Genomic DNA, 23,471 nt, shown 5'->3' on the forward strand with positions numbered 1-23,471 from the left:
GTCGGCTTGATCATCCGGGCAGCATAGGCGCTTGCCCGGCGTGCTGCCCTCTCTCCCAAGAAGAGGTAGCACGCCGGGCCTGGTGTCCAGCTGTCGCGGCGCTACTTGTCCGAGCTCGGGTCCCTCCCCCGTGCGGACCTGGCCTCGAACCCCCCGCGCATTCCCCGACCGCTGGTTCCCCTCATCGCCGTTCAGCAGATATGAAGCGAGAGCGAGCCGGCCGAGGCGGTGCGAACGTCTCGGTCGTCATCCTCCAGCTGATCCTCGACGCGATCCAGCAGCGCCTCCCAGCTCACCGGATCAATCTCCTCCGGTGGCTGCCGAGTTGGTGCCCGGCATGCCTCCGCCGCCTGGCGGAGTACTTCGAATGTTGGATACATCCCGCGTGTTCCCTCCCGAGGTGCGTGTGTGGCCCTTGTCGTTTTCCGGGTCGCTAGGACCCAACCTGGGCTCACGGGAGGCGACGTGTGGGCCCCCTCCCGTGAGTCCGAGTAGCGGCACTAGCTCGTCACGTCGCCCAGTACCTCGTCGTAGATCGTTTCCTTGTAGGGCTCCAGGGCCTTGCACACGTCCTTGAACCGGCGGCCCACCGTATGCCGGTCGATCTTGAGGCAACGCGCGATCTCCGACTGGCTGAGGCCCTCGACGATCGCGAGCCTGCCGACCGGGTACAGCCGGTCCGTCAACTTCTCGGCGAGGAACCGGTCGATGGCCTTGAGGCGGACCTCCCGCGCGTGGTCACCCTCGTCCGCCTCGACCGGCACCTCGGGGAACTCGCGCACCGGGGACGAGAGATCACGGTCCCTGCCGCGCACCGCGTCCGCGATGACATCGCGCATGACCTTGCGCGCGAAGGCCCGTCCGCCGTCCCGCCGGTCCAGGGCGAAGTCCGGCCGCGACCAGGCGCGCACCAGCTGGAGCACGCAGCTCTGCACCAGGTCCTCCAGCATGTACTGCATGCGCGCCTGGCGCACCATGCCTTCGAGGAACGGCTTCAACCGCCCCAATTCCTCGATCTGTTCCGCCGTCAGCCGTCGGCGGGGCTTGGACTCCGGGGCGGGACCGGTGCCGGGTACGGAGTCCGGCGGGGTACTCGGTGGGTCGTTCGGCTCCGTCGGCCCTCGAACATCGGGGGCATTGCGCATAGGGACCAGTCCTTCCCGTCAGTCAGCCAACTCGTCACTGGCCTGCGGCAGTTCACCGCTTCATCCATCCATGCCGTGGGGCGGACCCGGTACGGTGCGTTTTCGGACCACGAGTTCGAGCGGCCGGGCGCTCAACTCAGTACCTGGAGAACGAAAGCCGCCACTCCGACGCCCACGAGCAGGGCGACCCCGAGGGCCGGGTCGAGGAAGGCCACGTAGGTGACCAGCCCCGCGATGACCAGGATCAACAGGGCGCGTTGAAGCTTCTGGACGGGGTCCATTCGGGCTGCTCCAAGGGGGAGTTACGACGCCGGTCCTGACCCGGCACGACCGGCCGACCGCCGGTCCACCAGAACAGGCCGCGCGGACGAAACCCCGAGGGAGCGCGGTGCACGGTGACCATCGTCACCTCGCGCGGCGCGCCTGGTGCACCACGCCTTCAGAGAAGGGGTCGTCCCCCACCGCTTCCATGTCTCATGAGGCACGGAAGAAGACCCGTGACCTGTGCTGATGCCCGTGTCCCGGGGCACGGGTCCGCGGCCGTGTCTTTCGTGCACGCCGAGCGCGGAGGAAAGGCGGCAGCATCCGCTGCCGCCGGATCCCCTCGTGCTGAGTCAGCAACTCTCCTCGACCGCAAGGTCGTCGGTGCTCAGGAGACAGTCGTCCGGGTCGATCCCCGTCTCCTCACGTCGCGGGAACGCGCAGTACATCGTCTTGCGCTCCGCGAAGCTCTCAGGCTCCACGCAGGAGCTCAACCGGACGAGCTGACTGTGTTCCCGGTCCGCCTACGCTCCTCTCTCAGTCAAGATCCTTTCCAGGCGGCGTCGCCGACCGTGTGCGGCAGTTCATCCGCCAAGCGTCATGCAGTGCCGGAGCAAGGGTTCCAGGCACAGCTGATGGTCCTCGCGGTCGAAGACCTGCAGGACGTCGAGGCAAGCGACGATCCACCGGGCCTCGTCCTCGTCCTCGATCCGTACCGCCACGGCGGTCACCGCGCTCTCCAGGTCGAACGGCTCCTCCCTGAACTCCTCGGCCAGGGCCCGGTATCCCGTCGCGAGCAGCGAGTGCGCGCGCACCCCCGTCGCCTCGACGAAAGCGCGTGCCTTGGAGCGATCGGTTCGCAGCCCTGCCAGGCGACGCAGCACCTCTTCGGGGTCGCGTAGTTCGCCGTGCAGGCGGTGCGCCTGGCCGACCAGCAGCGGCCAGCCGCTGGTCAGCTCGTGAAGCCGGTCCAGGCGGTCCTCCGTGTGGAACATCTCGACGCGCTGGGCCCAGCCGCGCAGACTGCGGCGGTCATGACGGCGCAGCACCACGGGGGCGGCCGAGGTGGGCTCGTTGCCGGTCAGCAGTGTGCGCCACAGGCCCAGTTGGCTGGGGTCGGTGACGATGACCACCGCACGCGTCACTCCCGGGGTGATGGGTAGCAGCGTCTCGGCCCAGTCGAGCGCCTGCCGGGGGGCCTCGGGGCGGGCATCCGGGTACCGGGCGAAGTCGCTGATGACGACGCGTCGTTCACGGGGCCGACCGCCCGTGAGCTCCTGCTTGTAGACACTGGGCTTGCCGACCGGCGGCAGCTTCCAGTCGGCGATGCGCCCGGTGACCGTCCGCAGCGTGTCGCCGACATCGGTGACACCGGTGGCCTGGGTGCCGAGGACGACCCTCGTCTGATTGCTCCGCTCGCCGAGCAGGTCGTCCAGCTGGGTGATGGTGAGCGGAGCGGGCCGGCCGTCGGGGAGTTCGGGACGGCCCTCCTGCACGATGCTCTCCTGGAGTTCGCAGTCCTGTTCGGCCCGAAGCAGGCGGGCGTCCACCTCGTGCGGGGTGCCGATCATGCGCAGGGCGTTCGGTCCGCGCAGATGCCAGCCCTGGCCGTCGTGGTTGGGGGCGAGGATGCCGAGACCCACCATCTCGGAGAGATAGGCGCGGAAGCCCTCGGTGTCGAGCTGTTCGAAGCCCTTGCGCCAGAACGTCTCGCACTCTTCGCGCAGTTCGGCGTCGCTGAGTCGTACCTCCAGGCCGTAGTGACGGGCGTGGTAGGCGAGGACATTGGCGATCACGTCGTATCGGTGGTCGAGGCTGAGGGTGTCCTTGAAGGCCGCCGAGATACCGTCCCTGAGTCCGGTGTCCGACTCCACGATCTCGATGTCGGCGACCTCCACGCGGTACGGCGGCCCCTCGACCCCGCGCCGGGACCGCTTGCGATGCATCAGCTCGACCAGCCGGTGCCCGAACATCTGGAGCAGGAACGGCTGGTAGGAGCAGTAGCCGAGCACTCGGTTGACGAGGTCCAGGTCCTGGAACGTGAAACCGAGGGCGCCCATCGGTTCGACCAACAGTTCAGCCGCGTACTGGGGGGCGAGCGGACCGATCACCTTCGGTGTCTGCGCCAGATGACCGAACGGGCCGTTGCTCGCCAGCTTGGAGAACCGTTGCACGGAGTGCAGACCGGCGAAGACCACCTTGGCGCGGTCCTTGGTGTCGGAGCCGAGGCCCTTGAGCTTCTTGGTCTGGTTGAAGCGGGGCGCGTCAGCCTCGAAGAACTGGTCACACTCGTCGAGCAGGATCAGCAGCCGGTGGCGGGAGTCCGCGTCGAGCCAGGCCCGAATGCCGGCGCGCACCCGATCCGACATGTCCTGCAACGACTTGCGGCCCTGCGGTCCGCCCAGAACGCGGACCGCGCTCAGCTCCCGGTCGAGGACACTCCACAGCGCCTCCGGTCCGAGCGAGCTGCCCTTGCCGATGTTCTCCTGGTCCAGGTTGATGTACACCGCTCGGTGGTAGCCGGGACGTTGCCGCTCGAATTCCTCCCCGGCATCACTGAGCAGAGCCGATTTGCCGAGACCCCGGCCGCCGAAGATGACCTGAGTGCCGTGCGGGTCGAGGATGCTCCTGCGTTCGGCGTCGCGGCCGTAGAACATCTCGCCGCCGATCCGGCCGCGCTTCTCCCTGATGTAGGGGTTGACGCCGGAGAACGGCAACAGTGTCTGGGTGGCGGTGCTGACCTGGCGGTTGCCCCGGGCCGCGAGGTAGGCGAGAGCGGCGTCGTCCACGACCAGCAGCGGCTGCAAACGGTCGGAGCCGACGGCGAGTTCGTTCCTGGCCTCGCGGTTCAGGGTTCCGAAGTAGACGACGAGGAGGCTGGCACCACTGGTGTCGCGCTGCGCCAGGCTCATGACGATCTTCGCGGACGGGCGGCCCCAGACCATCAGGACCCGGAGGGTGCTGCCCTGCTCCCTGATCTGGGAGCCGAACGCGGGTGCCTTGGCCCGGCCGTTGACCAGAACCTCGGTCGCCTCGACCCAGCGGTACTCCCGCCGGCGCGGCGACCTTTCGTCCACCTTGACGTGGCCGTCGTATCCCAGGAGTTTGAGGATCGGCGGCAGCTGACGTCGCACCGGGATGTTGTGCCGGTCCTTGGGTTCCGTGGCCCCCAACTCCCGCCAGATGTCCAGGACATCGGCGACCAGTGTCGCCTCGTCACTGGAAAGGGTTCCGTAGTCCAGCACGGGGACCACCGGGTGCTTGCCGCCGGACCGGACGATCTCCACCAGTTCACGGTCGATGCCCTGAGGCAGGCCGTCGGGCACGGCGGGGAAGAACTCAGTCAGATGGGACTCGCCGGGCTCGATCTCCGGGACGTCCTCACCGATCTCCAGGAAGTAGACGAGGTCGGCGGCGGTGGCCAGCCGGCCGGCGTCCAGGTGCCGCAGTGCCTGGGCGCGGTCCTTCGCGGTGAGATCCAGGGCATCGAGCCGGGCTCGGACCCGGTCGGCCGCTTGCTGCCGGAAGGCGGGCAGTTCCCTTCGTACGGTGTCCAGGGCACGCCGTACGTCCATCAGGTCATGCGCGTCGGCGCCGTCGAGCCGGTCAAGCGCGTCGGCAAGCAGCTCCTGCAGGCGCAGGTCCTGGTCGTCGGCGACGGCGGCGTCGGCCTGTGCCCGGTGCAGCTCGGCGACGAGTCCGCCATGGTCCGCGCGCAGCTGCGCGCGCCTGCGGGTCTCCCGTTCCGCGATCTCGGCGGCCGTCGGCGGGGCGAACTCCCCAGCGTGTACGGCGGGCAGCGCGCCGCGTCCGGCCAGCTCGACGATGTCGCGGGCCGCGGTGAAGGCGTCATGGGCGAGCCGCTCGGCGAGGGCCTCGGTCCAGCTCCGGTCGACCGCGGTGAGCAGCCGGTCGAGCGGCGGCCGCTCGGCACGGGTGTCGCAGACCTTCAACAGTTCTACGTCCAGCACGAGTTCGGGAGAGAGCGAGCCACCCACCCGGGCGGTCGTGGTGTCACCGGCCAACAAGGCGTACAGCTCCTCCATCGAGGCGCGTGCCGCCCACGCGGTCGCGGCGGCAATGGCTCCCGAGCACCGCGCCAACTGCTCCAGCCTGTCCAGGACCGCCTCCCTGCCGTCCAGCAGGGACTGACGCAGGGACGAGATCTCCTTGACCGCGCGGTTTCCGTCGGAGCGGTCGCCCCGCCGCATGCCGTCGACCGCCAGGCACCACTCCTTGACCAGGGCGACGACCCGTTCCACGGCGTGAACCAGGTCCTGGCGCCCGGAGCCCTGGAGCGGTTTGCCACTGGACGAGCGGTATTTGCGGTCCATGCGGTCGATCTCGTTGTTGATCTCGCCGAGTTTCGAAAGGCGTTCGGCCTGTTCGCGGGTCCTCGGTACGGCGTCGCGGTGGTCGTTAACCACGGTCATGAGCAGCGCTCCGAGCATCCCGTCCTCGGGGGCCAGCCAGCGCTTGGCGATCTCCGTCGCCCGCGCGAAACGCAGCCGCTGCGGCGCGAGCAGAGCAAGCCCCTGATCGCGCAGCTCCCGCAGCCGGGCCTCGGTCCCGGAGACGTCCGCGATGACGACCAAGGGCGAGGCAATCATCAAGGCGCCGCTGAGGGCACGGTCGGCAACGGCGGTCGCCGCCTCGCCGAGCCGGTCCGGCAGCCGGGGCACCAGCGCCTTGAGCTGGGCGCCCGCGAGGTGGTCGCCGGTGATCAAGGCCGTGCGCAACAGGGCGGGCAGAAGCAGGAGTTCGCTGCCCTCCATGTCGCGGCCCGCGTAACCGTCGTACTCCTGGAGCAGGTCAGCGATGAGCCGGGCGCTTCGGCTGTCGCCAGAGGTGAGCAGAGCGGCGGCACCGGCCAGGCGCAGCGCCGCCGCCTGCGGCTCCGGGTGACCGGCGGCGGTCGCGATGTGATGGGCCAGCCCGAAGCGCCGCTCCACGACCAGCCGCGCCAGGGCCTGCTCGGCGGCGGTTCCGTCGCAGTCGTCGTCGGCCAAGGCGTGGGGCACCTCCGGAGCCGAGGTGCGGTCGATGACCCCCGGGTCGCGGTCGGCGGGTGTCCGCTGCGCTTCGTCGGCGGCGGTGTGCGTGGCGGGGGTGACCGGTCGGACCGGGGCCTTTCTCTCCGGCGCCGGGAGAGGCGTGGTCGTTTCGGTGGCGTGGCCGGTGGTCTGCGCCGCCGGGGTCGCGTCGACCGGCACGGCCGGCTCGGTGGAGGCGCCGGGCGGTACTGTCCCCCCTTCGACGGTGGCCGTCTCGTCGGTCGGATCGGCGGTGACCGCCTCGGCGACCGGCCCGGTGGCGGCCGGCGTCGCACCGCCGAAGTCTTCGTCGGCCCCGGCGGAGCCGCCGGATGCGTCCTCGGGTTTCGGCAACGTCAGGTCGTGTGCCATGACCGCCGCCATGGCACAGGAGGGCAGTACCTCCACGACCTGCTCCAGGAGGGCCAGGATCTCGGCGGCGGCGTCCTCCTGCCGCTTCAGATCGATGAGCCGCGCCAAGGCGACGAGAGCAGCGCTCTCCTGCCGTTGGGTCTCCTCCCACACCGGGGTGTCCAGCAGGCGGCGGGCCGTCTCTCGTACGGCCTCGGCAGCGAGGGCCGCGGAGCTTCCGGAGCGGCATGCGACGTCCTGCAGTGCCCGCAGGGTGTCTCGTACCTCGCGGTCGCGTTCCCGTACAGCCCGGTGCTCATGAGCCGCACGGGTCATGTCCGCCAGGCGCTGAGGTACTCCCGCGATTCCCGCCGCCCGGAACACCGCGTCGACACTGTCGAAGAGGGCGCCGAGTGCCGTCAGCCGGGACAGGTCGTCATGCTGCGGAGGACGGCCGTCGGCGATCGCATCGGTCACGTTCGTCACGGCCTGCCGGGCTTGCGCGAGGGCCGGCTCCAACTGCCGACATGCCGTTTCGGGGTCCTTCGCCTCTTCGGTCCGTGCCGCCTCGGGCCGGGCCTCCTCGCGTGCCACCGGGTGTGCCTCGTTCGTGTCCCGCTGTTCTTCCCGTGTTCCGGGTGCGAAGCCGGGGTTCGCCGCCACGACGGACCGCGCCGCCGCTCTGACGGTGGCGAACCGTGCCGCCTCCTTTTCGTCGGCCGCCGCCGCGAACCAGTCCTGGTCGGCGGCCCAGGCAAGGACATGGGCGTCGGCTACGGACGCGTTGCACCAGGCGAACACCGTGGCCCGCACCAGCGTCGCGCCCCAGCGGGAAACGGGGTCGGGTACCGACCCGCCGTCCTTCACGAAGACGTACTTGCCCAACTGGCTCATCACGGAGTGCGTGAGATCCCTGACCCCGCATGTGCAGGTGTGCTGCCGTGCTTCGCGTCGCAGCCTGGTCAGCACATCCCGGCACAGGGCACCGCCTGCCTTTCGAGGCGCCGCCATGCGGATCCCCAGACTGCCCAGCAAATCCTGCCGTTTGGCCGAAGGCAGGGAATTGAAGGCAAGCTCCACCATGCCGACCGTGAGGTCGTTCAGGGAGGAGTTGGCCGGATGCTCCAAGGCGTTGAGTGCGTCGGCCAGGCCTTCGAGGTCTTGGTCCGACACGCTCCGTGGTGACAGAGGCGGCCCCGTGACGACGAGGTAGCGGTCGTGCATGTACGCGTACTTCCTTTCTGCGGCTGTTCGGGGAGATGGCTCGCTCGGCTGAGAAGAGCGTGGGCGAAAGAAGGTGTGAGAAGGCGGAGGGCGGATCAGCGGCCGCGGGTGTGCTCGGTGACGAAGGTGTAGCCCTCGGGCAGTTCCCAACCGTCCGCCTTGCCGAGCCTTCGGCAGTGTTCCCGGAAGGCCGCTCGCTGGGTCTGGCTGGGCGAACGTCCCGGGAGGAGGCGACGCAGATGGCCGGGGACGAACTGGAGCCCGAGCAGAACCGTGCCGCTGTCCGGTTCCGTACTGCCCCATGGCCGTATGACTCGGGGACGAGCCGGCCGGTAGGCGATGAGGTGGATCGTCGGCTCACCGGCACGGGCCGGGAAGCGCGGTTGACCCCAGGCGTCGCGGCTGCCGAGGTCCGGCTCCAACAGCCGTTCCTCGAGAAGTTGCACGACCGCCGACTCCAGGGCGGCGGCCTGCGACCGCCCCGGCCGGCGCCCGTAAGCCGCACTCGGGAGGGCCGCCCGGTCCAGCAAGGCGTGGCCGTCCAGAGTGAGCAGACCACAGCGACGTACGGTGCGCATGACGAGTTGCCGTGGCCCGAGCCCGGCGGCGGTGTCGTCGCGGCGGCCGCTGCCCGGAGCGTCCTCCCTGGTGAGCACACAGGGGTCGAAGCAGTGCCCGATCACCCGATCACCGACCAGATGCGGCTGCTCAAGCCGTGTCGTGGTCATGTGAATCGCCGTGCCGCCCCGAGTCCAGCGTAGTTCGAACATCAGACCGGGAAAGAAGTCGCCGGGCCAGCCGACTCCGGTCAACCGGCCGCTGTCGTCATCGAGTTCCGCGGTGACGTTCTGCACGGTCTCGTACTGCGCCGATCCCGCCTTCTCGTGGCGGAGTTGGAGCTGGACCGCGGTACGGCGGCCATATGATCGACGCAGCTCACACGAGACAGCCGGGTGCAGAGGAAGCAGTCCGCCGATGAGGTGGGCCAACCGCAGGGGCAACCGCCAGACGATCTTCTCCGCATCAGCACGCAGGAGTTCGACGGGGCCGATGACGGCGTCGTCGGCGAGGGGCAGGTCGACCGGAGCCAGTTCCACTTCGGGCTCCGGCTTCCCGCTCATTGTGGCTGCCCACCCCCGCCCGGCCGGAACCAGTGGATCCCCAGGGGCTTCATCGTCGCCGGGATGATGGGACCGCCATACGCCGCCGCCCTCGAAGGCATCGTCGAGCGTGATCCGGGATCCGTTGGCGAACATCCCCTGCTCGCTGTCCCGTTGCACGACGTCGGCGAGCGCCGTGTTCACCCGGCACACGGCCGTGGCGTATCCCACGCCCTTGAGTAGCTCTGTCGTGCCGGGGACGGCGCGGAGTCGGGGGCCGACCGCGGTGTACACGGTGACCGCAGAGGTGAGTCCGTAGCGCCGCCGAACCGGGACGGCCGCCTGTTCGATGGCCGCGGCAAGGGACTTGAGGTCGTCACCACCCAGTGGCCCGGTATCGCGCAGACCGGTCGAGAGAGAGGCGCGAGTCATGGCGTAATGGCGCCAAGTACGGAGCGAAGAACTGGATTTGAGGACACCGCTCACCGTGTCGAGGAGACCGAGCAGGCCTGTGCGCAGGGCATCCTCACGCGTACCGCCGACCAGTTCCGCGAGGGAGACGGGAACGAAGGGGCTGAGCAGCTGCGCCCGCGCCGCCGTCAGCAGATGGTCCGCGTAGACGCTCAGGTCGTCGCGCAGGGCAGTCGCCGCGGACGGGTAGCAGGCGTCGACCACGACGTGCCCGTCCGCGTTGATCCAGCGCTGGCGCATACGTAGGCGGTGGAGTTGGGCCGGCGACAGACTCAGAGCAGGTCCAAAGGCGTGGAAGTCGGGCACCAGGAGTTCCCTGCGTCGGGTTTCGGCACCACCGCCCGGCCTGCCTGGTCCCTCGGCGCCCGCGGGAGCCCCCGAAACCCATCCCGGGACATCACCTGAGGCACCCGTTTCCCGGTGTGCCCCCTCTTTGTAGACAATCTCGGCGTAGAGCGGCTCCGAACCGGTGGCGACACACACCATGGCGCCAACGGGGAGCGCGCGAGCGCGGCTCCCGAAGGCGATCACCGGGAAGTCGTCCAGGCACAGCGGGCTACCCCCATAGCCGTCGCCGCCGAGGTCGTAGCCAAAGTAGACGGCGTTGAAGGCGACAGCGGTATGCAGGGGCGTCGAGCGAGTCTCGGCGACCGCTTCGAGATAGCGCCGCAACCGGCTTCGGTCTCCGTCGGACACGGCTTTGTAGCCCCGCGTCATGGCAGTGGTCAAAAGGGCACGGTCGCCGTATGGATCAGGCGTGCCCGTTCCGTCGTGATCCGTCGATAACGCGTCCGGCCGTCCGCCGACTGCTGTTTGTTCCATACCGGTCCCCACCCATGGCACCCTCCGCCACAACCCAGGCCGTCACTGGCACCCGCGCCCGGCGTGCGGTAGTGCCCGCAGACTATGCCTGCGCATGGCATGCCGTAGGTCCTTTCATCACTTTGCGATGGATCGCTGTTGAGATGGCACCGGTAGCGTGCGGTCTCCGGCTCAGTCCGGCACCCGCGCTCGCGCGAGTACGCGGTCGAGGCAAACTCACCCAGGTCCCATGGGTAGGCTGCGGTCCCGTTCCGTCAGATCTGTCATGCCCATTTGAAAGGCCGCAGTTGAGCACACCACCGTCGTACCCCGACCCTCGGCAGATGCCGGGGCCTTATCAGCAGGCTCCGGGGCCGTATCAGCAGCCGCAGGCGCCGGGGGCGTACGCCCAGGCGCCAGGGGCGTACGCGCCCGCGCCGGGGCCCTATGCGCAGCCGGGGGCCGCGCAGTACGCGCCCGCGGCCGCTCCGGGGCCGTATCAGCAGGCCCCCGTCCCTGGGCCGTACCAGCAGCCGCAGGCTCAGGCGCAGCCGTACGGCGGTGGGATGCCGGTCGGTGGGGCGATGCAGGCATGCCAGCTGTGCGGGACCGGGCCCGCGGCGCAGGTCACGGTGCGGGGGCACCAGGGCATGCTGATCATCATGCGTTCCCTGCGCCGACGGGGGACGATGTGCCGTCCCTGTGCGCTGGCGACCTTCCGGGAGATGCAGGCCAACACCATGGTGCAGGGGTGGTGGGGGCCGATGTCGGTGGTCATCACGCCCATCACGCTGCTGATCAACCTCGGCGCCCTGTCCACGATCCGCCGTATTCCGGAGCCGGTCGTGGCCGGGCACCGGCCGCCGCTGAACCCGGGCAAGTCGGTGTTCAAGCGGCCGCAGGGCATCCTCGGGCTGGTCCCGCTGTGTCTGGTGCTCGGTGTGGTGCTGCTCGCCGTCGTCGGGATGGCGGCCGGGTAGAGCGACGGCAGTGGTGCGGTGCCCGCCGTGAAGGTCGGGCATGGCGACGGGCCGGTGCGTTGTGCACCGGCCCGTCCTCCGTAACGCTTCGGATGTCAGTGGCGCCTGGTACGACGCCTGCGGCCGAGGTAGACGGCTGTCGCGCCCGCGCCGAGCAGCAGGGCGACGAGGGAGAGGATCCTCCCCATGTCGGCCATGCCGGTGCTGGCGAGGGGGCCGCCGCCGCCCTGGTTCGTGCCGCCCGGGGCCGGGCCGGTGGACGGTTCGGCGGACGGCGGGGTCGAGGCCGGGGGTGTGGACGGGGGTGTGGTGGTCGGCGGGGGTGAGGTCGGCGGGGCCGCCTTGGGGATGTACACGCCCGCGTCGATGGTGTGGTCGACGCCGCCCGGCTTCGCGGGTGCGGTGACCGGCGCCCGGCCGCTGCACAGCTGCCCGGTGGTCGGCGGGGTCACATTGGAGTCGTGGGCCCGGTCGGCGCCGGCGCGCGGGAGGGTGAACCTCAGGTCGTCGGCGGCGGGTTGGCCCGGTACCCCGCTGGTGTCCGCCGTGCACACGTCGAACTGCACGGTGTACTTCGCGCCGGGCGTCAGCTGGTAGTCCGCGCCGACCCCGCCGAAGTAGTACTCACCGTCGGCATCGGTCTTGGTCGTGGCGACCTGCTTGCCGTCGGCGTCCAGCAGGTTGACCGTCGCGCCCGGCAGCAGCACCTGCCCGGCGTCCTGGATGCCGTTGTGGTCGCCGTCGTACCAGACCACGTTGCCGATCTGGATCGGCGCGTTCGCCGCGGCGTACGCGATGTCGCCGAGGCCGCCGGCCTTGCCGAAGCCGTTCTGGTTCGGGCCGATGAACTGGTAGGCGTTGGCGGCCGGGTCGTTGCCGGGACCGGCGCCGGTGGTGATGTCGTAGTAGCCGGTGCCGTCGGTGATGACGTTGCCGGTCGGGTCCATCTGGGTGCTGACGACCCACTGCTGCTGCGGGATGTAGGCGACCGAGCCCAGCGAGGACTCCTGGTGCGGGCCGGGCTGGGTCGCGGAGCCGCCGTTCGGGAAGAAGTCGCCCGGGAAGTACTCGACGACGCCCGGTGCCTCGGCGCCGTCGACTGCGGGAGCCGCGTGGTTGGGGCAGGCCCCGGTGCCTTCCCAGTCGTAGCCGCCGGTGGGCTTGGCGCAGGCCATGTTGATATCGCCGCCGGACATGCCGTTCTCGGGGTCGTCGTTCGACGGCCTCGGGTCGAGCCCGCCCCAGCTGACGATGTCCATGAACCGGTCGCGGAAGCCGAGGACCATCGAGCCGTCACGGGCGAAGGCCATGGAGGCCAGTTCCGGCTGCGGGTCGATCATCGTGTTGTTCACCTTGAAGCTGTCCCAGTCCTTCAGGCTGCCGTTCCACGGGTTCCAGAAGTGGGCCTGCGGGAAGGCGGCGTCGCCGCTGAGCACATTGCCGCGCTCGTCGGTCAGCGCGTGGGTCAGCACCGGGGTGAACCGCTTGCCGTCGTACGTATATACGACGGCCTTCAGATCGGCGCGCTTCTGTGTGCTCTCCGCGTCGCACACACCGCCGACGTACAGGGTGTTGTCGTGGGTGGTCAGTCCGAAGGGCCGCCAGTCGCCGGACGCCGCGCAGCCCGGGTCCGGGATCGGCACGGTCGCCCGGGGCGCCGAGGCGGACCCGTCGGTCGTGCCGGTCGCGTCGAAGCTCACCAGTGACCGGGTGCGCAGATTCACCGCGTACAGCGTCGCGCCGTCCTCGGACAGCGCAAGGCCGCCGATGCTCTCCTTGCCGGGCGCGTCGGTGAAGCCCGCGTCCTTGATCAGACGGGCGGTGTCGTGCGGGGTGACCGAGGCGCCCGGCACCTTCGCGAACAGCTTCGGGGCGCCCCCGCCGCCGGCCGGCACGGTGTAGATCGCATCGCCGCCGTCGGGCCCGTACTTGGTGTACCGCCGGGCGAACTCCGCCTGGAAGAGCCGCTGTCGGTCCTTGTCGTAGGCGAGCCCGAACGTGGTGCCCACCTGGTCCTGGGTGTCGAGTACGTCCGGACACGCCGTCTTGTCGGGGCAGTTGCCGCGGGCGCTCGTACCGAAGGCCACCAGGGCCCGGGTGTCCGTCCCGCTGCCGCCGTTCTGTACCGGCACGAAGTACCGGGAGTCCGGCAGGGCGTAGTCGGCCGCGTCCCAGACGCCGGTGATCACCGAGGCGTCCTTGCCGCCCGAGACGTCCACGAACGAGGTGAAGCTGTCGAAGTGGTTCGCCGCCGTGGAGGCCGGCGCCGCCCGCAGATAGCCGCTGTAGGGCGCGGGGACGGTGACGTCGACGCGGTACCGGCCGCCGGACAGCCCCTTGTCGGAGGGCTGGACGACGACCTTTCCGGTGGCATCCGTGACGCCGCTTGCATGGTGTCCGGCGGGGTCGGTGACGTCGACCTTCATGCCCCGTTGCGGGACGTCCATGGTCGTGTTGATGACGCCGGTGCCGAAGAAGTCCCGCAGTGTCTCGACGGTCAGTGTGCCGTCGGAGGTCGAGGCGCCGGCCTGCCCGGCGCTTGTCGCGATCGTACCGGTGGCGCCGCCCATCAATAACAGACTGGACAGCCCCACCCGCAGCAGCCTACGTAATGGCATCGCATTCCTTTGCGTTGTCTACGTCGTCGCCCGACTCGGCAAATTGACGGCAACCCCCGTTCGGAGCGTACAAGTTGACTGGACGTCATATGGTCGAAACGGGAAAAGCGAAGGCACGTCCGCGGCAGCTGTTAGCATCGCGCCGCGTGCGGACCAAGGGAATCGGGCAGGGAATCGGGCAGAGAATCGTGCGAGGTCTCCGGCGGGGTACGGCGGACGGGCGCCGCCGATGGGCGCGATCGGTCTGGGCCGCGGGCGCGCTCGCCCTCGTGGCCGCCGCGGGGACGACGTTCTTCCTCATCGGCGGCGACGTCGGCGACGGTATCGACGGCGGCGGTGACCCGGCCGCTCGGCGCGCACTGACGTCGGACGAGGCGAACCGGCTCGCCGTCACGCGCTTCCTCAACTACCAGGCGGGCGGCCGGGCGGTGACGATCACCGTGCCGAGTGCCGCGGGCGGGCTGGTCGTCACCGGGTCCGTCGACTACCGGGCCGGGATCGGGTACGGGGTGGTGCGCGGGGCCGGGCGCGACACGTCCAGCGACGGGCTGATCCAGTGGACGGCCGCCACCGTGCTCGTCCACCCCATGACCGACGTCCCGGCCACGGCACCGGCCTCGCCGCCCCCGTCCGGCTGGTACCGCCGCGCGCTCCAGAAGTCCGGCAGCTCACTGGACAGTTCGCTGGCCATCACGCTCGGGCTGGGCAGCGATCGGCCGGACAACGCGGAGTTGCTGCCGCAGAATGGCGCGGAGCTGGTCGGGAAGGGCACGGTGCGCGGTCATTCGGTGGAGATCATGACCGGACCGAACGCCCGTACGGCGCCCGGTAATTCATTCGCTCTAGAAACCAATACCGGCAATGCCGTGCGGTATTGGATCGGCGGCGACGGGACCATGTATCGGGTGCGGGCCGGTGTGGCTTCCGAGTCACAGCCGGTGGTCATCGATTTCGACAATCGGAAATACGTTCCCGTGCGGGCCGCGCCCGGGGTTACGCCGGTCAGGTAACAGCAGGTGGATCAGCGCGGTGGGCGAGGCCGACCCGTCACGTTCAGGAGGTCCGCACCCGCGCCCCCGTGGCGAGCAGGGACGTCGGCGGCAGCGGGATGCTCTCGATGTCCGGGAGCGCCGGAACAGCGGGCACCTCGGTGGCGCCGGTGGTCGTGGCGTTCGGGAACTGCGGCTGCGGGGCGGGCGCGGCGACCTCGGTGAACGGGATGCCTCGGGGCCCCGCCGGTGCTGACCAAGTGCCTGCTGGTGAAGGTGAGTTGACGGCAGCAGAACACGTCGCCGTCGCCGCGAGCCGCGCGGGCACGGTCGTACGAAGCGCGTTGCCGTCCAGACAGTTGCCCTTGCCGTGCGTGGCGGTGGGGAACGTCCAGCCGATGTCGATGCCGTTGGCGGCGAAGGTGTTGTCCGTGATCCGGTTGCCGTCGGGCGGTACGTCGGCGGTCGCGGTGATCACGAACCCGGCGTTGGTGTTGCCGGTGATCCGGTTGCGCAGGAACCGGTTGTCGCTGCCGCCGTCGACGCCGATGCCGATCCCCCAGCCCCCGTCGGCCTGTTCGGGGGTCCGGGCCTGCTGGTTGTCCGCGATCAGGTTCCCGGCGACGACCGCCCCGCGCTGCGGGAGGAGCTTCTCCTGGTGGTCGGAGTCGGTGGTCAGGCCGACGCGGTTGCCGACGAGGCGGTTGCCGACGACGTACATGTCGCCGCTCGCGTTGGTGCCCTCGTACCCGACCGCGTTGAGCTCGGCGATGTTGTCTCGCACCACGACACGGCACGGCTTGCACTGTCCGACATAGATCCCCGAGTCGGCGCCGCCCGAGGTGTAGGAGTGCTCGATGACGCCGTTCTGGGCGGAGAACGCGTAGATGCCGTACAGCCCGTTGCGGGTCGCGGTCACGTACGAGACCAGGAACGACTTCAGGAAGGTGACCGGCTCATCTCCCGTGTCGTAGCCGCCGTTTCGCCCCGGCAGCCCGGCGACCGCCGCCGCGGAACCGGTCACCAGCACCCCGTTCTGCGTGTTGTTCGCCACGGTCAGGTTCTCCACGGCCACCCCGGGTGCCGCCACGACGACACCGTTCGGCTGCCGCAGCCGCCCGTCGATGACGACCTTGTCCCGGGAGGCGCCGCGCAGGGTGACGCGGGGCGTCTTGATCCGCACCGACTCGTGGTAGACGCCGGGGGCGACCAGCACCAGGTCGCCGGGCCGGGCGAGGGACACCGCCGCCGAGATCGTCGGGGCGTCGGCGGGCACATGGATCGTCACCTGCGCGCCGTCCGGTCGCCGGCCCTTGCCCGCTCCGCCGTCACCACCGCCGCCCCCGTCGCCGCCACCGCAGCCGGCCACCAGTGCCAGGGCGCCGAGTACCGCCGCCGTCATCACGCGAAGAGCTGATCGAGGCATGATCCCAGTCTGGCACGATGGCGAATTCCGCACCGGAATAGGGAACTTGAGCCACATGGGCGTTTCGGCTGTGGCACCCTGCACCCCATGCACCGAGCCGATCACCGCCCGTCACGCCGCGCCTTCCTCGATGTCACCGGCGCCATGATGGCCGCCGGTCTCACCGGGTGCACGGCGGACTCGGCCGGATCGGGGCGGCACGGTGCTGCCGCGACGGCGGTCCCGGCTTCGAGTCCCGCTCCGGTTCCGGCGCCGGGCCCGCATCAGGCGGGGGTCACACTCCCCCAACCGGCCCAGGGCAACCTGCTGGTGGTGGTCGCCGATCTCGGTACGGCCGTGTCCGCCGGCCCCTTGCTGGCCGAACTCGGCGCGTCCATCGCTGCGTTGACGGCCGGGACCGACCCCCGGCTGCTGGGGTTGTCGCCGGGCGACCTCACCGTGACCGTCGGCGTGGGCCCCCGGCTGGTGCGCGCGGCCGGTGCCTCGCTGCCCGGCGCGGCCGACCTGCCGCGGTTCTCCCGCGAACGGATCGCCCCCGGGGCGCGCGGCGGTGACCTGCTGATCCAGATCTGCGCGAGCGACCCGCTGGTCGTCCCGGTCGCCGCCGCCGCGCTCCTGGACCGGGCCGGCGACCGCGTCCGTGAACGCTGGCGGCAGTCGGGGCGCCGCGGTACGAACGTGCCCGTCGGCGCGGAACTCGCCGCGCCGCGGAACCTGTTGGGCTTCATCGACGGCATCGTGGGCCCGCACACGGCCGCCGAACAGCGCCGCGACCTGTGGCTGACCGGGCCGCCCGCGGTCGCCGGGGGCACCCTGGCCGTCGTACGACGCATGGAGCTGGACCTGCCGCGGTTCGCCGCCCTGTCCGTCACCGAGCAGGAGGCGGTCTTCGGGCGGCGCCGGGCGAGCGGGGTTCCGCTCTCCGGCGGGGCCGTCGCCTCGGGCCCGGATCTCGGCGCCAAGACGCCCGACGGCCGCTATCTGGTCCCGGTGAACGCCCATGTGCGCAGGGCCCACGCCAGTGTGGTCGGCGCCGGACTCATGCTCCGCCGCTCCTACAGCATCGACGAGCCCGCCCCCGGCCTGCTGTTCATCAGCTTCCAGAACGATCTGCGGACGTTCACCGCCACGCTCACGCACATGGACGCCGCCGACGCGCTGCTGGACTTCACGACGACGACGGCCACCGGGACGTTCCTGATCCTGCCCGGCTTCGATCGCCAACGCCCGCTGGGGGCAGGGATGTTCGGCGCGCACGGGTGACGCCGGGGGCTGTGGTGCAGGGACTTCGACGTGAAGCGGTCACACCGGCGCGGGCCCGGAGCATGGCGCCGACGCCGGTGTGACCGTGGGTACGTGACGGGCCCCCATGCCCGCCACGCGGCTCAGAAGTCGTCCGCGCCGTTGCGGAGTTCGGGGGTCCAGTAGCCGGTGAGGGCCTTCGCCGGGTCGACGGCGATGCCCTCGCTGCCGGGCGCGGTGACGGCGATGACCGTCGGGTCGCCCGCGAGCATGACGGAGAACGCGGTCACGGGCTCGTTGTTCTCCTCGCGCCCGCCGTCCGACAGCTTGACCAGGGCGTACGCCGGGTCTCCGGCCGCGAGCACGACCGGCGCCTCCGGCTTGCTCTTGGCGACGGCCGGCACGTCCTGCTTGTGGCTCTCCAGGAACTGGATGTGCGGGAAGCCGGTCAACCGGCAGGAGTGGCGCGAGGTGTTCTTCGCCGTGAGCACGATGTGGGTGTACGGCGGGCCATCCTGCGTGGCGGCGGTGATGTGGACGTCCTTGGCGGCGCAGACCGGGGTGGAGGCGGACGCCTGCTCGCCGGAGGAGCTGGATCCGGACGAGCCGGACGAGCCGGAGGTCTTGGTGGAGCCGCCGCTGCCGCTGGAACCGGTCGAGCCCGAAGAGCTGCCCGTACCGGCCGAGTTGGCGGATCCCGGCGCAGCGGACGCGTCGGTCGCCTTGCCGCTCGGGGACTGCGCGCTCGCCGAAGAACCGGACGCGGGAGCCGAGTTGGCGTCGCCGTCGCCCTGACAGGCGGTGAGGGACAGGACGAGGGCCGTGCCCGCGGCGGCGAGCAGGGCGGTGCGGTGGAGCGTGTTCATGGAGATTCCCCCGATGAGTGGTGAAGGACCGAGGCGCGCCGGCCCCGGCCGAGATCGTGCCGTTCGTGTTCTGTGTTCCGCGGTCCGCGGTCCGTGGTCCGCGGTCCGTGGTCCGTGGTTCGCGGTCCATGGTTCGCGGTCCATGGTTCGCGGTCCATGGTTCGCGGTCCATGGTTCGCGGTCCGTATTCCGTGTTCCGCGGTTCTCCTCGCCCTGGCCCGGCCGCTAGTCAGGCGGCAGGATGCGCGCGAGGTCGTACGGCGGGAGCGCGAAGCGGGGCGACGGGGTGTCCGCGAACTCGCCGGAACCGGCGTGCGCGCGGTCCGTGCGACACGGCGGTCCGTGCCTTGCGTCGAGTTCACCACCCCTGGTCCCCGCGTCCCATGCGGTTCCACCGGCAGAACTGTCGTCCGCCATACTTCTGCCGGGGGCTCGCATCCGGACGGGCCGGACGGTCAGGGGACTTCGACGGTGCGCGACGGCACGCCTCTCACGGGAGACTTCGGGCAGCGGCTGCGCCAGCTGCGGACCCGCGCCGGGCTGAGCCAGGAGGCGCTGTCGCACGCCGCCGGGGTGAGCGTCCGGGCGCTGGCCGACATGGAGCGCGGGCGTACCCGGGGGCCGCAGCGCCGTACGGTCCAGGTTCTCGCCGAGGCCCTGGGCCTGGACGACGCCGAGGCGGCCGACCTGGAGAAGTCCGCCGCCGTGGGCCGTCCGCGCCCGCGCACCGACACCGGACCGGCCGCCACCGGCACCCTGGCGCTGCCTCGCGACATCAAGGACTTCACCGCCCGCGGCCCGGCCCTCGCCGGGCTGCTGGAGCTGGCGCGGGACACCGATCCCGACCGGCCGGGGGTCACCGTGGTCTCGGGCCAACCCGGCCTGGGGAAAACCGCGTTCGCGGTGCACGCCGCGCACCGCCTCGCCCCGCACTTCCCGGACGGGCAGTTCGCGCTTGACCTGCACGGCATGGATCCCGAGCCGACCACACCCCGGGACGCGCTCGCCCGGCTGCTGGGCGCGCTGGGCATCGCCGACGCCGCGATACCGGCCGGCACCGACGACCGCGCGGGCCTGTGGCGATCCATGACCGGCGACCGGCGGATGCTCCTGCTGCTGGACAACGCCGTCGACGAGTCCCAGGTCGCCCCGCTGCTGCCCGGCGCCGGACCGGCGCTGACCATCGTCACCAGCCGGCACTCCCTGGCGGGTCTGGAATCCGTCCACCGCACCGATCTGGCCCTGCTGCGGCGCGAGGAGGCGGTCGAACTCCTGACCCGCATCATCGGCCCTGAGCGGGTGCGGGCGGAGGCCCAGGCCGCGCGCGATCTCGCCGACCTGTGCGGCCAGCTGCCGCTGGCCGTGCGGATCGCCGGGCAGCGGCTCCTCAGCCGCCCGCACGAACGCCTGAGCAAGCTCGTCGCCCGTCTCGCGGCCGAGGGCCGCCGCCTGGACGGCCTCCAGGCCGGAAGCCTGCGGGTGCGTGCCGCGTTCGCCCTCTCGTACCGCCAACTGTCCACGGACGCACGGACGTTCCTGCGCCGTGCCGCGCTGGCCGCCGGGGCGGACTTCAGCCCCGAGACCGGCGCGCTGCTGGCCGGGCTGTCCTACGACGACGCCGTGGCCTGCGCCGAGGAACTGACCGACGCCGGGCTGCTGCAGAGCGATGCCACCGCCGAGCGGTACCGCTTCCACGACCTGCTCCGGCTCTACGCGGCCGAACAGGTCGCGATCGAGGACGGCCCCGAGATCCGCGACGCCGCCCTCGACCGGACCACCCGGTGGATGCTGCGCCGGGCCACCGCCGCCGCGCTGCACTTCGACGTGGAGCACGAGGGGAGCCCTCCGAATGATGCGCACGACGGCGACCCCGACCCGGACGGAGCCCCCGCCGGCCGGGAGGAGGCGCGGGCCTGGCTGGAGGCCGAGCGCGCCCAGTGGCTGGCAGCGCTGCGCCGGGCCCATGAGACCGGCCGTCATCAGCAGGTCCTGGACACGGCGCAGGCGATGCACTGGTTCTCCGACATCAACCAGCACTGGGAGCAGTGGGTGGAGGTGTTCCAGCGCTCCGCCGACTCCGCGCGCCTACTGGGCAGCAGACGGGACGAGGCGATCCACCTCAACTACCTCGCCTGGTCCTACAACATGTGCGTGCACGACCCCCACAACGCGCTGACCTCCGCCGACGCGGCGCTCGTGGCGGCCCGCGACTGCGGGGACGGACTTCAGGAGGGCTGGGCGCTCGGCTACGGCGCGGGCGCGCTGCACCGGCAGGGCCTGGTACCGCAGGCGCAGGCGCGGCTGCGGGCGGGGGCCGACTGCCTGGCCTCGCAGAAGTCCGCGCAGGCCCGGCTGGCCGAGCTGACGATCCTCAACTCCCTGGGCACCCTGCTCCGTCAGGCCGGTCAGCCGGTGGAGGCACTGGAGACCCATCGCCGCAGCGAGCGGATCTGCCGCGCGGGGATCCCGGGCCGTACGGACGAGCTGATCGCGCTGTACCACGCGGTCGCCCGCCAGCAGATCGGCAACGACCTGGCCGCCCTGGAACGCTGGTCCGAGGCCGAACCCCCGCTCCGCCAGGCCCTCACCGCCTTCGAGACCGCCCAGATGCCCGCCTGGGCCGGACCTGCCCGCCTCGATCTGGGCCATGTCCTCAGCGCGCTGGGCCATCCGGAGGCCCGGGCGACCCTCCTCGCCGCGCGCGACGACCTCACCGCTCTCCGCAGCCCGCGCCAGGCCGAGGCCGCCGCCGCGCTGTCGGCTCTGGACGAGGCCACGGCCACGATGTGAGGCACGGCCGGTCGGCGGAACCGCTAAGGGTGCCCAATTCTTGGGCGGCGACCGCTCGTTGTGGCGGGCGGCTTCGTCGCGACGGCCGACCGTGAGGTCATCCAAACGTTTGATCCAATGGTAAGAAGTTCATTAAGGTCATGCTCCAACCCCCGTTTCAGTGCTCACTCGGACGGAGTGACGGCGGAGGGCCCCGCCCACCGCCGTGCTGGCAGGCGGCTGAAGGAGCAAGGAGTGCGCCCCTGTGGCCTCCCATCGACGACCCAGGCAGCCCAGCCGAACGCGTGTCACCGTACTGACCACCGCGGCAGCCGCGGCCGTGGCCCTGAGCGCGCAGGCCGCCAACGCCGCACCGAGCCAGAAGCCCGGCAAGGACGAGGTGAAGGCGAAGGTCGACAAACTCTACGAGCAGGCCGAGCAGGCGACCGAGAAGTACAACGGGGCCAAGGAGAAGCAGCAGAAGCTCCAGAAGGAGATCTCCGCGATCCAGGACGGCGTCGCGCGCGGCCAGCAGGAGCTGAACAAGCTGCGTGACGGCCTGGGCTCGATGGCCAGCGCGCAGTACCGCTCCGGTGGCCTCGATGCCTCGGTCCAGCTCTTCCTGTCCTCCGACCCGGACGACTTCCTGGACAAGGCCTCGACGCTCGACCAGTTGAGCGGTCAGCAGGTCTCCGCCCTGAAGAAGATCCAGGCGAAGCAGCGCACCCTCGCCCAGCAGCGCGCCGAGGCCACCGAGAAGCTCAAGGACCTCGCCAGTACCCGCACCGAGCTGGGCCACAAGAAGCAGGAGATGCAGGGCAAGCTCGCGGAGGCGCAGAAGCTCCTCAACACCCTGACCGCCAAGGAGAAGTCGGCCCTCGCCGACGAACAGCACCGGGCCAGCCGCTCCGCCACCGAACGGGTGCAGCTCGGCAACGAGAACTCCGCCTCGGGCCGGGCCGCCGCCGCTTTCGCCGCCGCCCAGACCCAGCTCGGCAAGCCGTACTTCCGCGGCGCCACCGGCACCGCCTCCTACGACTGCTCGGGCCTGACCTCCTGGGCCTACGCACAGGCGAGCGTCCACATACCGCGCACCTCCGAGGAACAGGCGGGCATCGGCACCCGCCTCACCCGAAGCCAGCTCCAGGTCGGCGACCTGGTCTTCTTCTTCAACGACCTCCACCACGTCGGCCTCTACGCCGGCAACGGCCAGATCCTCCACGCCCCGCGCACGGGCACGGTCGTGCGCTACGAGTCGATGGACACCATCGGCGGGCCGTTCATGTTCGGGGTGCGGGTCTGACCCGCCGTACGTGATCAGCCCGCCCGCAACCGGGATCCCGGGCGGGCGGCCCGGCGGTCGGGGCGGCAGCGCCTCGGCCGCTCCGGTCCGGCCGCCACCCGAGGCCGTAATCTGGAGCGTATGTCAGCCATCCGTCTTCTCGTGCTGGGCGCCGTGCGCCGACATGGGCGAGCCCACGGCTACCAGGTGCGCAACGACCTGGAGTACTGGGGCGCCCACGAGTGGTCCAACGCCAAGCCCGGCTCGATCTACCACGCCCTGAAGCAGATGGAGAAGCAGGGACTGCTGCACGCGCACGAGATCGCCCCCTCTACGGCCGGCGGTCCGCCCCGGACCGAGTACGAGATGACGGCGAGGGGCACGGAGGAGTACTTCCGGCTGTTGCGCGAGTCGTTGACCGCGCACGACCAGAAGCCGGATGTGCTCGCCGCCGCGCTCGGGTTCATCGTCGACCTGGACCGCGCCGAGGCGCTGGAACTGCTGCGGGACCGGGTGCGCGCCATCCGGGACTGGCGCAAGGCCGTGACCGAGTACTACACGCCGCAGGACGGCCCGGACCAGCTCGGGCACATCGGCGAGATCATGAACCTCTGGGTGCACTCGGCGGACGCGGGTGCGGAGTGGACCGACGGGCTGATCCGGCGCGTAGAGGGCGGGGCGTACACCTTCGCGGGTGAGGGCGAGCCGTTCGCCGGGGTGCACGCGGTGCTCGCGGAAGGCGAGCGGAATCCGTACGCGACCGGGGAACGGCACCCGGAGGACGAGCACTGAGCCCCCCATCGGCGGGACGGCGCCGCCCTCCCCCCGCGTAGTCAAGTTTGACTAATCACCGGAACGGGCTTTTACTTGTCCCGGCGAGCAGTAGTCAAGCTTGACTACACGAGCGGAGGGA

At 70.8% G+C, this 23,471-nt stretch carries 14 protein-coding genes; 6 read left to right on the forward strand and 8 right to left on the reverse strand.

What is annotated here, in order from left to right:
* Positions 1-500: 500 nt before the first annotated feature.
* From AB0N90_RS24540 to AB0N90_RS24560, 5 genes are all read right to left on the reverse strand, one after another.
* Positions 501-1,145, reverse strand: a complete 645-nt coding sequence (locus AB0N90_RS24540; protein WP_361677914.1) for a sigma-70 family RNA polymerase sigma factor — start codon at positions 1,143-1,145, stop codon at positions 501-503.
* 131 nt (positions 1,146-1,276) lie between these two features.
* Positions 1,277-1,426 carry a hypothetical protein gene (locus AB0N90_RS24545; protein WP_365199919.1) on the reverse strand — a complete coding sequence of 50 codons (150 nt, stop codon included), beginning with the start codon at positions 1,424-1,426 and terminating at the stop codon, positions 1,277-1,279.
* A gap of 333 nt (positions 1,427-1,759) precedes the next feature.
* On the reverse strand, positions 1,760-1,888 hold the full coding sequence (locus AB0N90_RS24550) for a hypothetical protein (protein WP_361677908.1): 129 nt from the start codon (positions 1,886-1,888) through the stop codon (positions 1,760-1,762).
* Positions 1,889-1,990: 102 nt separating this feature from the next.
* Entirely contained in the window at positions 1,991-7,963 is a 5,973-nt protein-coding gene (locus AB0N90_RS24555; protein WP_365199920.1) for a hypothetical protein, read from the reverse strand.
* Between the two features lie 146 nt (positions 7,964-8,109).
* Positions 8,110-10,314: a hypothetical protein gene (locus tag AB0N90_RS24560; RefSeq protein ID WP_365199923.1), complete on the reverse strand. Its 2,205-nt coding sequence runs from the start codon at positions 10,312-10,314 to the stop codon at positions 8,110-8,112.
* A gap of 416 nt (positions 10,315-10,730) precedes the next feature.
* Here AB0N90_RS24560 and AB0N90_RS24565 point away from each other — a divergent pair, with 416 nt between their 5' ends.
* Positions 10,731-11,366, forward strand: coding sequence for a hypothetical protein (locus AB0N90_RS24565; protein WP_365199926.1), 636 nt, complete (start codon positions 10,731-10,733; stop codon positions 11,364-11,366).
* Positions 11,367-11,461: 95 nt separating this feature from the next.
* Here AB0N90_RS24565 and AB0N90_RS24570 read toward each other — a convergent pair whose 3' ends face one another.
* The gene (locus AB0N90_RS24570) at positions 11,462-13,984 is read right to left on the reverse strand and encodes an SdrD B-like domain-containing protein (RefSeq protein WP_365199929.1); all 2,523 of its coding nucleotides are present in this window, start codon (positions 13,982-13,984) and stop codon (positions 11,462-11,464) included.
* A gap of 323 nt (positions 13,985-14,307) precedes the next feature.
* Here AB0N90_RS24570 and AB0N90_RS24575 point away from each other — a divergent pair, with 323 nt between their 5' ends.
* Complete coding sequence (locus AB0N90_RS24575) at positions 14,308-14,994, forward strand: hypothetical protein (protein WP_365200035.1); 687 nt, start codon at positions 14,308-14,310, stop codon at positions 14,992-14,994.
* Between the two features lie 43 nt (positions 14,995-15,037).
* Here AB0N90_RS24575 and AB0N90_RS24580 read toward each other — a convergent pair whose 3' ends face one another.
* On the reverse strand, positions 15,038-16,399 hold the full coding sequence (locus AB0N90_RS24580; protein ID WP_365199932.1) for a NosD domain-containing protein: 1,362 nt from the start codon (positions 16,397-16,399) through the stop codon (positions 15,038-15,040).
* A gap of 87 nt (positions 16,400-16,486) precedes the next feature.
* Between AB0N90_RS24580 and AB0N90_RS24585 the strand changes: the two genes are divergently transcribed.
* Positions 16,487-17,662 carry a Dyp-type peroxidase gene (locus AB0N90_RS24585; protein ID WP_365199934.1) on the forward strand — a complete coding sequence of 392 codons (1,176 nt, stop codon included), beginning with the start codon at positions 16,487-16,489 and terminating at the stop codon, positions 17,660-17,662.
* Between the two features lie 122 nt (positions 17,663-17,784).
* On the opposite strand, the gene AB0N90_RS24590 is transcribed toward AB0N90_RS24585, so the two are convergent.
* Positions 17,785-18,507, reverse strand: coding sequence for a DUF4232 domain-containing protein (locus tag AB0N90_RS24590; RefSeq protein WP_365199936.1), 723 nt, complete (start codon positions 18,505-18,507; stop codon positions 17,785-17,787).
* A 471-nt stretch (positions 18,508-18,978) separates the two neighbouring features.
* On the opposite strand from AB0N90_RS24590, the gene AB0N90_RS24595 reads away from it, so the two are divergent.
* From AB0N90_RS24595 to AB0N90_RS24605, 3 genes are all read left to right on the forward strand, one after another.
* Positions 18,979-21,297 carry a helix-turn-helix domain-containing protein gene (locus tag AB0N90_RS24595; RefSeq protein ID WP_365199938.1) on the forward strand — a complete coding sequence of 773 codons (2,319 nt, stop codon included), beginning with the start codon at positions 18,979-18,981 and terminating at the stop codon, positions 21,295-21,297.
* A 244-nt stretch (positions 21,298-21,541) separates the two neighbouring features.
* The gene (locus AB0N90_RS24600) at positions 21,542-22,579 is read left to right on the forward strand and encodes an NlpC/P60 family protein (protein ID WP_361677878.1); all 1,038 of its coding nucleotides are present in this window, start codon (positions 21,542-21,544) and stop codon (positions 22,577-22,579) included.
* A gap of 120 nt (positions 22,580-22,699) precedes the next feature.
* Positions 22,700-23,350, forward strand: a complete 651-nt coding sequence (locus AB0N90_RS24605; RefSeq protein ID WP_365199940.1) for a PadR family transcriptional regulator — start codon at positions 22,700-22,702, stop codon at positions 23,348-23,350.
* Positions 23,351-23,471: the final 121 nt, after the last annotated feature.

This window comes from Streptomyces sp. NPDC093018, from assembly GCF_040684035.1.
GTDB classification, from domain to species: domain Bacteria; phylum Actinomycetota; class Actinomycetes; order Streptomycetales; family Streptomycetaceae; genus Streptomyces; species Streptomyces murinus.

Bases quoted from the DNA above. Each gene is read 5' to 3' on its own strand.
- AB0N90_RS24585 (WP_365199934.1), top strand. From the start codon at position 16,487: ATGCACCGAGCCGATCACCGCCCGTCACGCCGCGCCTTCCTCGATGTC.
- AB0N90_RS24590 (WP_365199936.1), bottom strand. From the start codon at position 18,507: ATGAACACGCTCCACCGCACCGCCCTGCTCGCCGCCGCGGGCACGGCC.
- AB0N90_RS24545 (WP_365199919.1), bottom strand. From the start codon at position 1,426: ATGGACCCCGTCCAGAAGCTTCAACGCGCCCTGTTGATCCTGGTCATC.
- AB0N90_RS24580 (WP_365199932.1), bottom strand. From the start codon at position 16,399: ATGCCTCGATCAGCTCTTCGCGTGATGACGGCGGCGGTACTCGGCGCC.
- AB0N90_RS24605 (WP_365199940.1), top strand. From the start codon at position 22,700: ATGTCAGCCATCCGTCTTCTCGTGCTGGGCGCCGTGCGCCGACATGGG.
- AB0N90_RS24570 (WP_365199929.1), bottom strand. From the start codon at position 13,984: ATGCCATTACGTAGGCTGCTGCGGGTGGGGCTGTCCAGTCTGTTATTG.
- AB0N90_RS24565 (WP_365199926.1), top strand. From the start codon at position 10,731: ATGCCGGGGCCTTATCAGCAGGCTCCGGGGCCGTATCAGCAGCCGCAG.
- AB0N90_RS24540 (WP_361677914.1), bottom strand. From the start codon at position 1,145: ATGCGCAATGCCCCCGATGTTCGAGGGCCGACGGAGCCGAACGACCCA.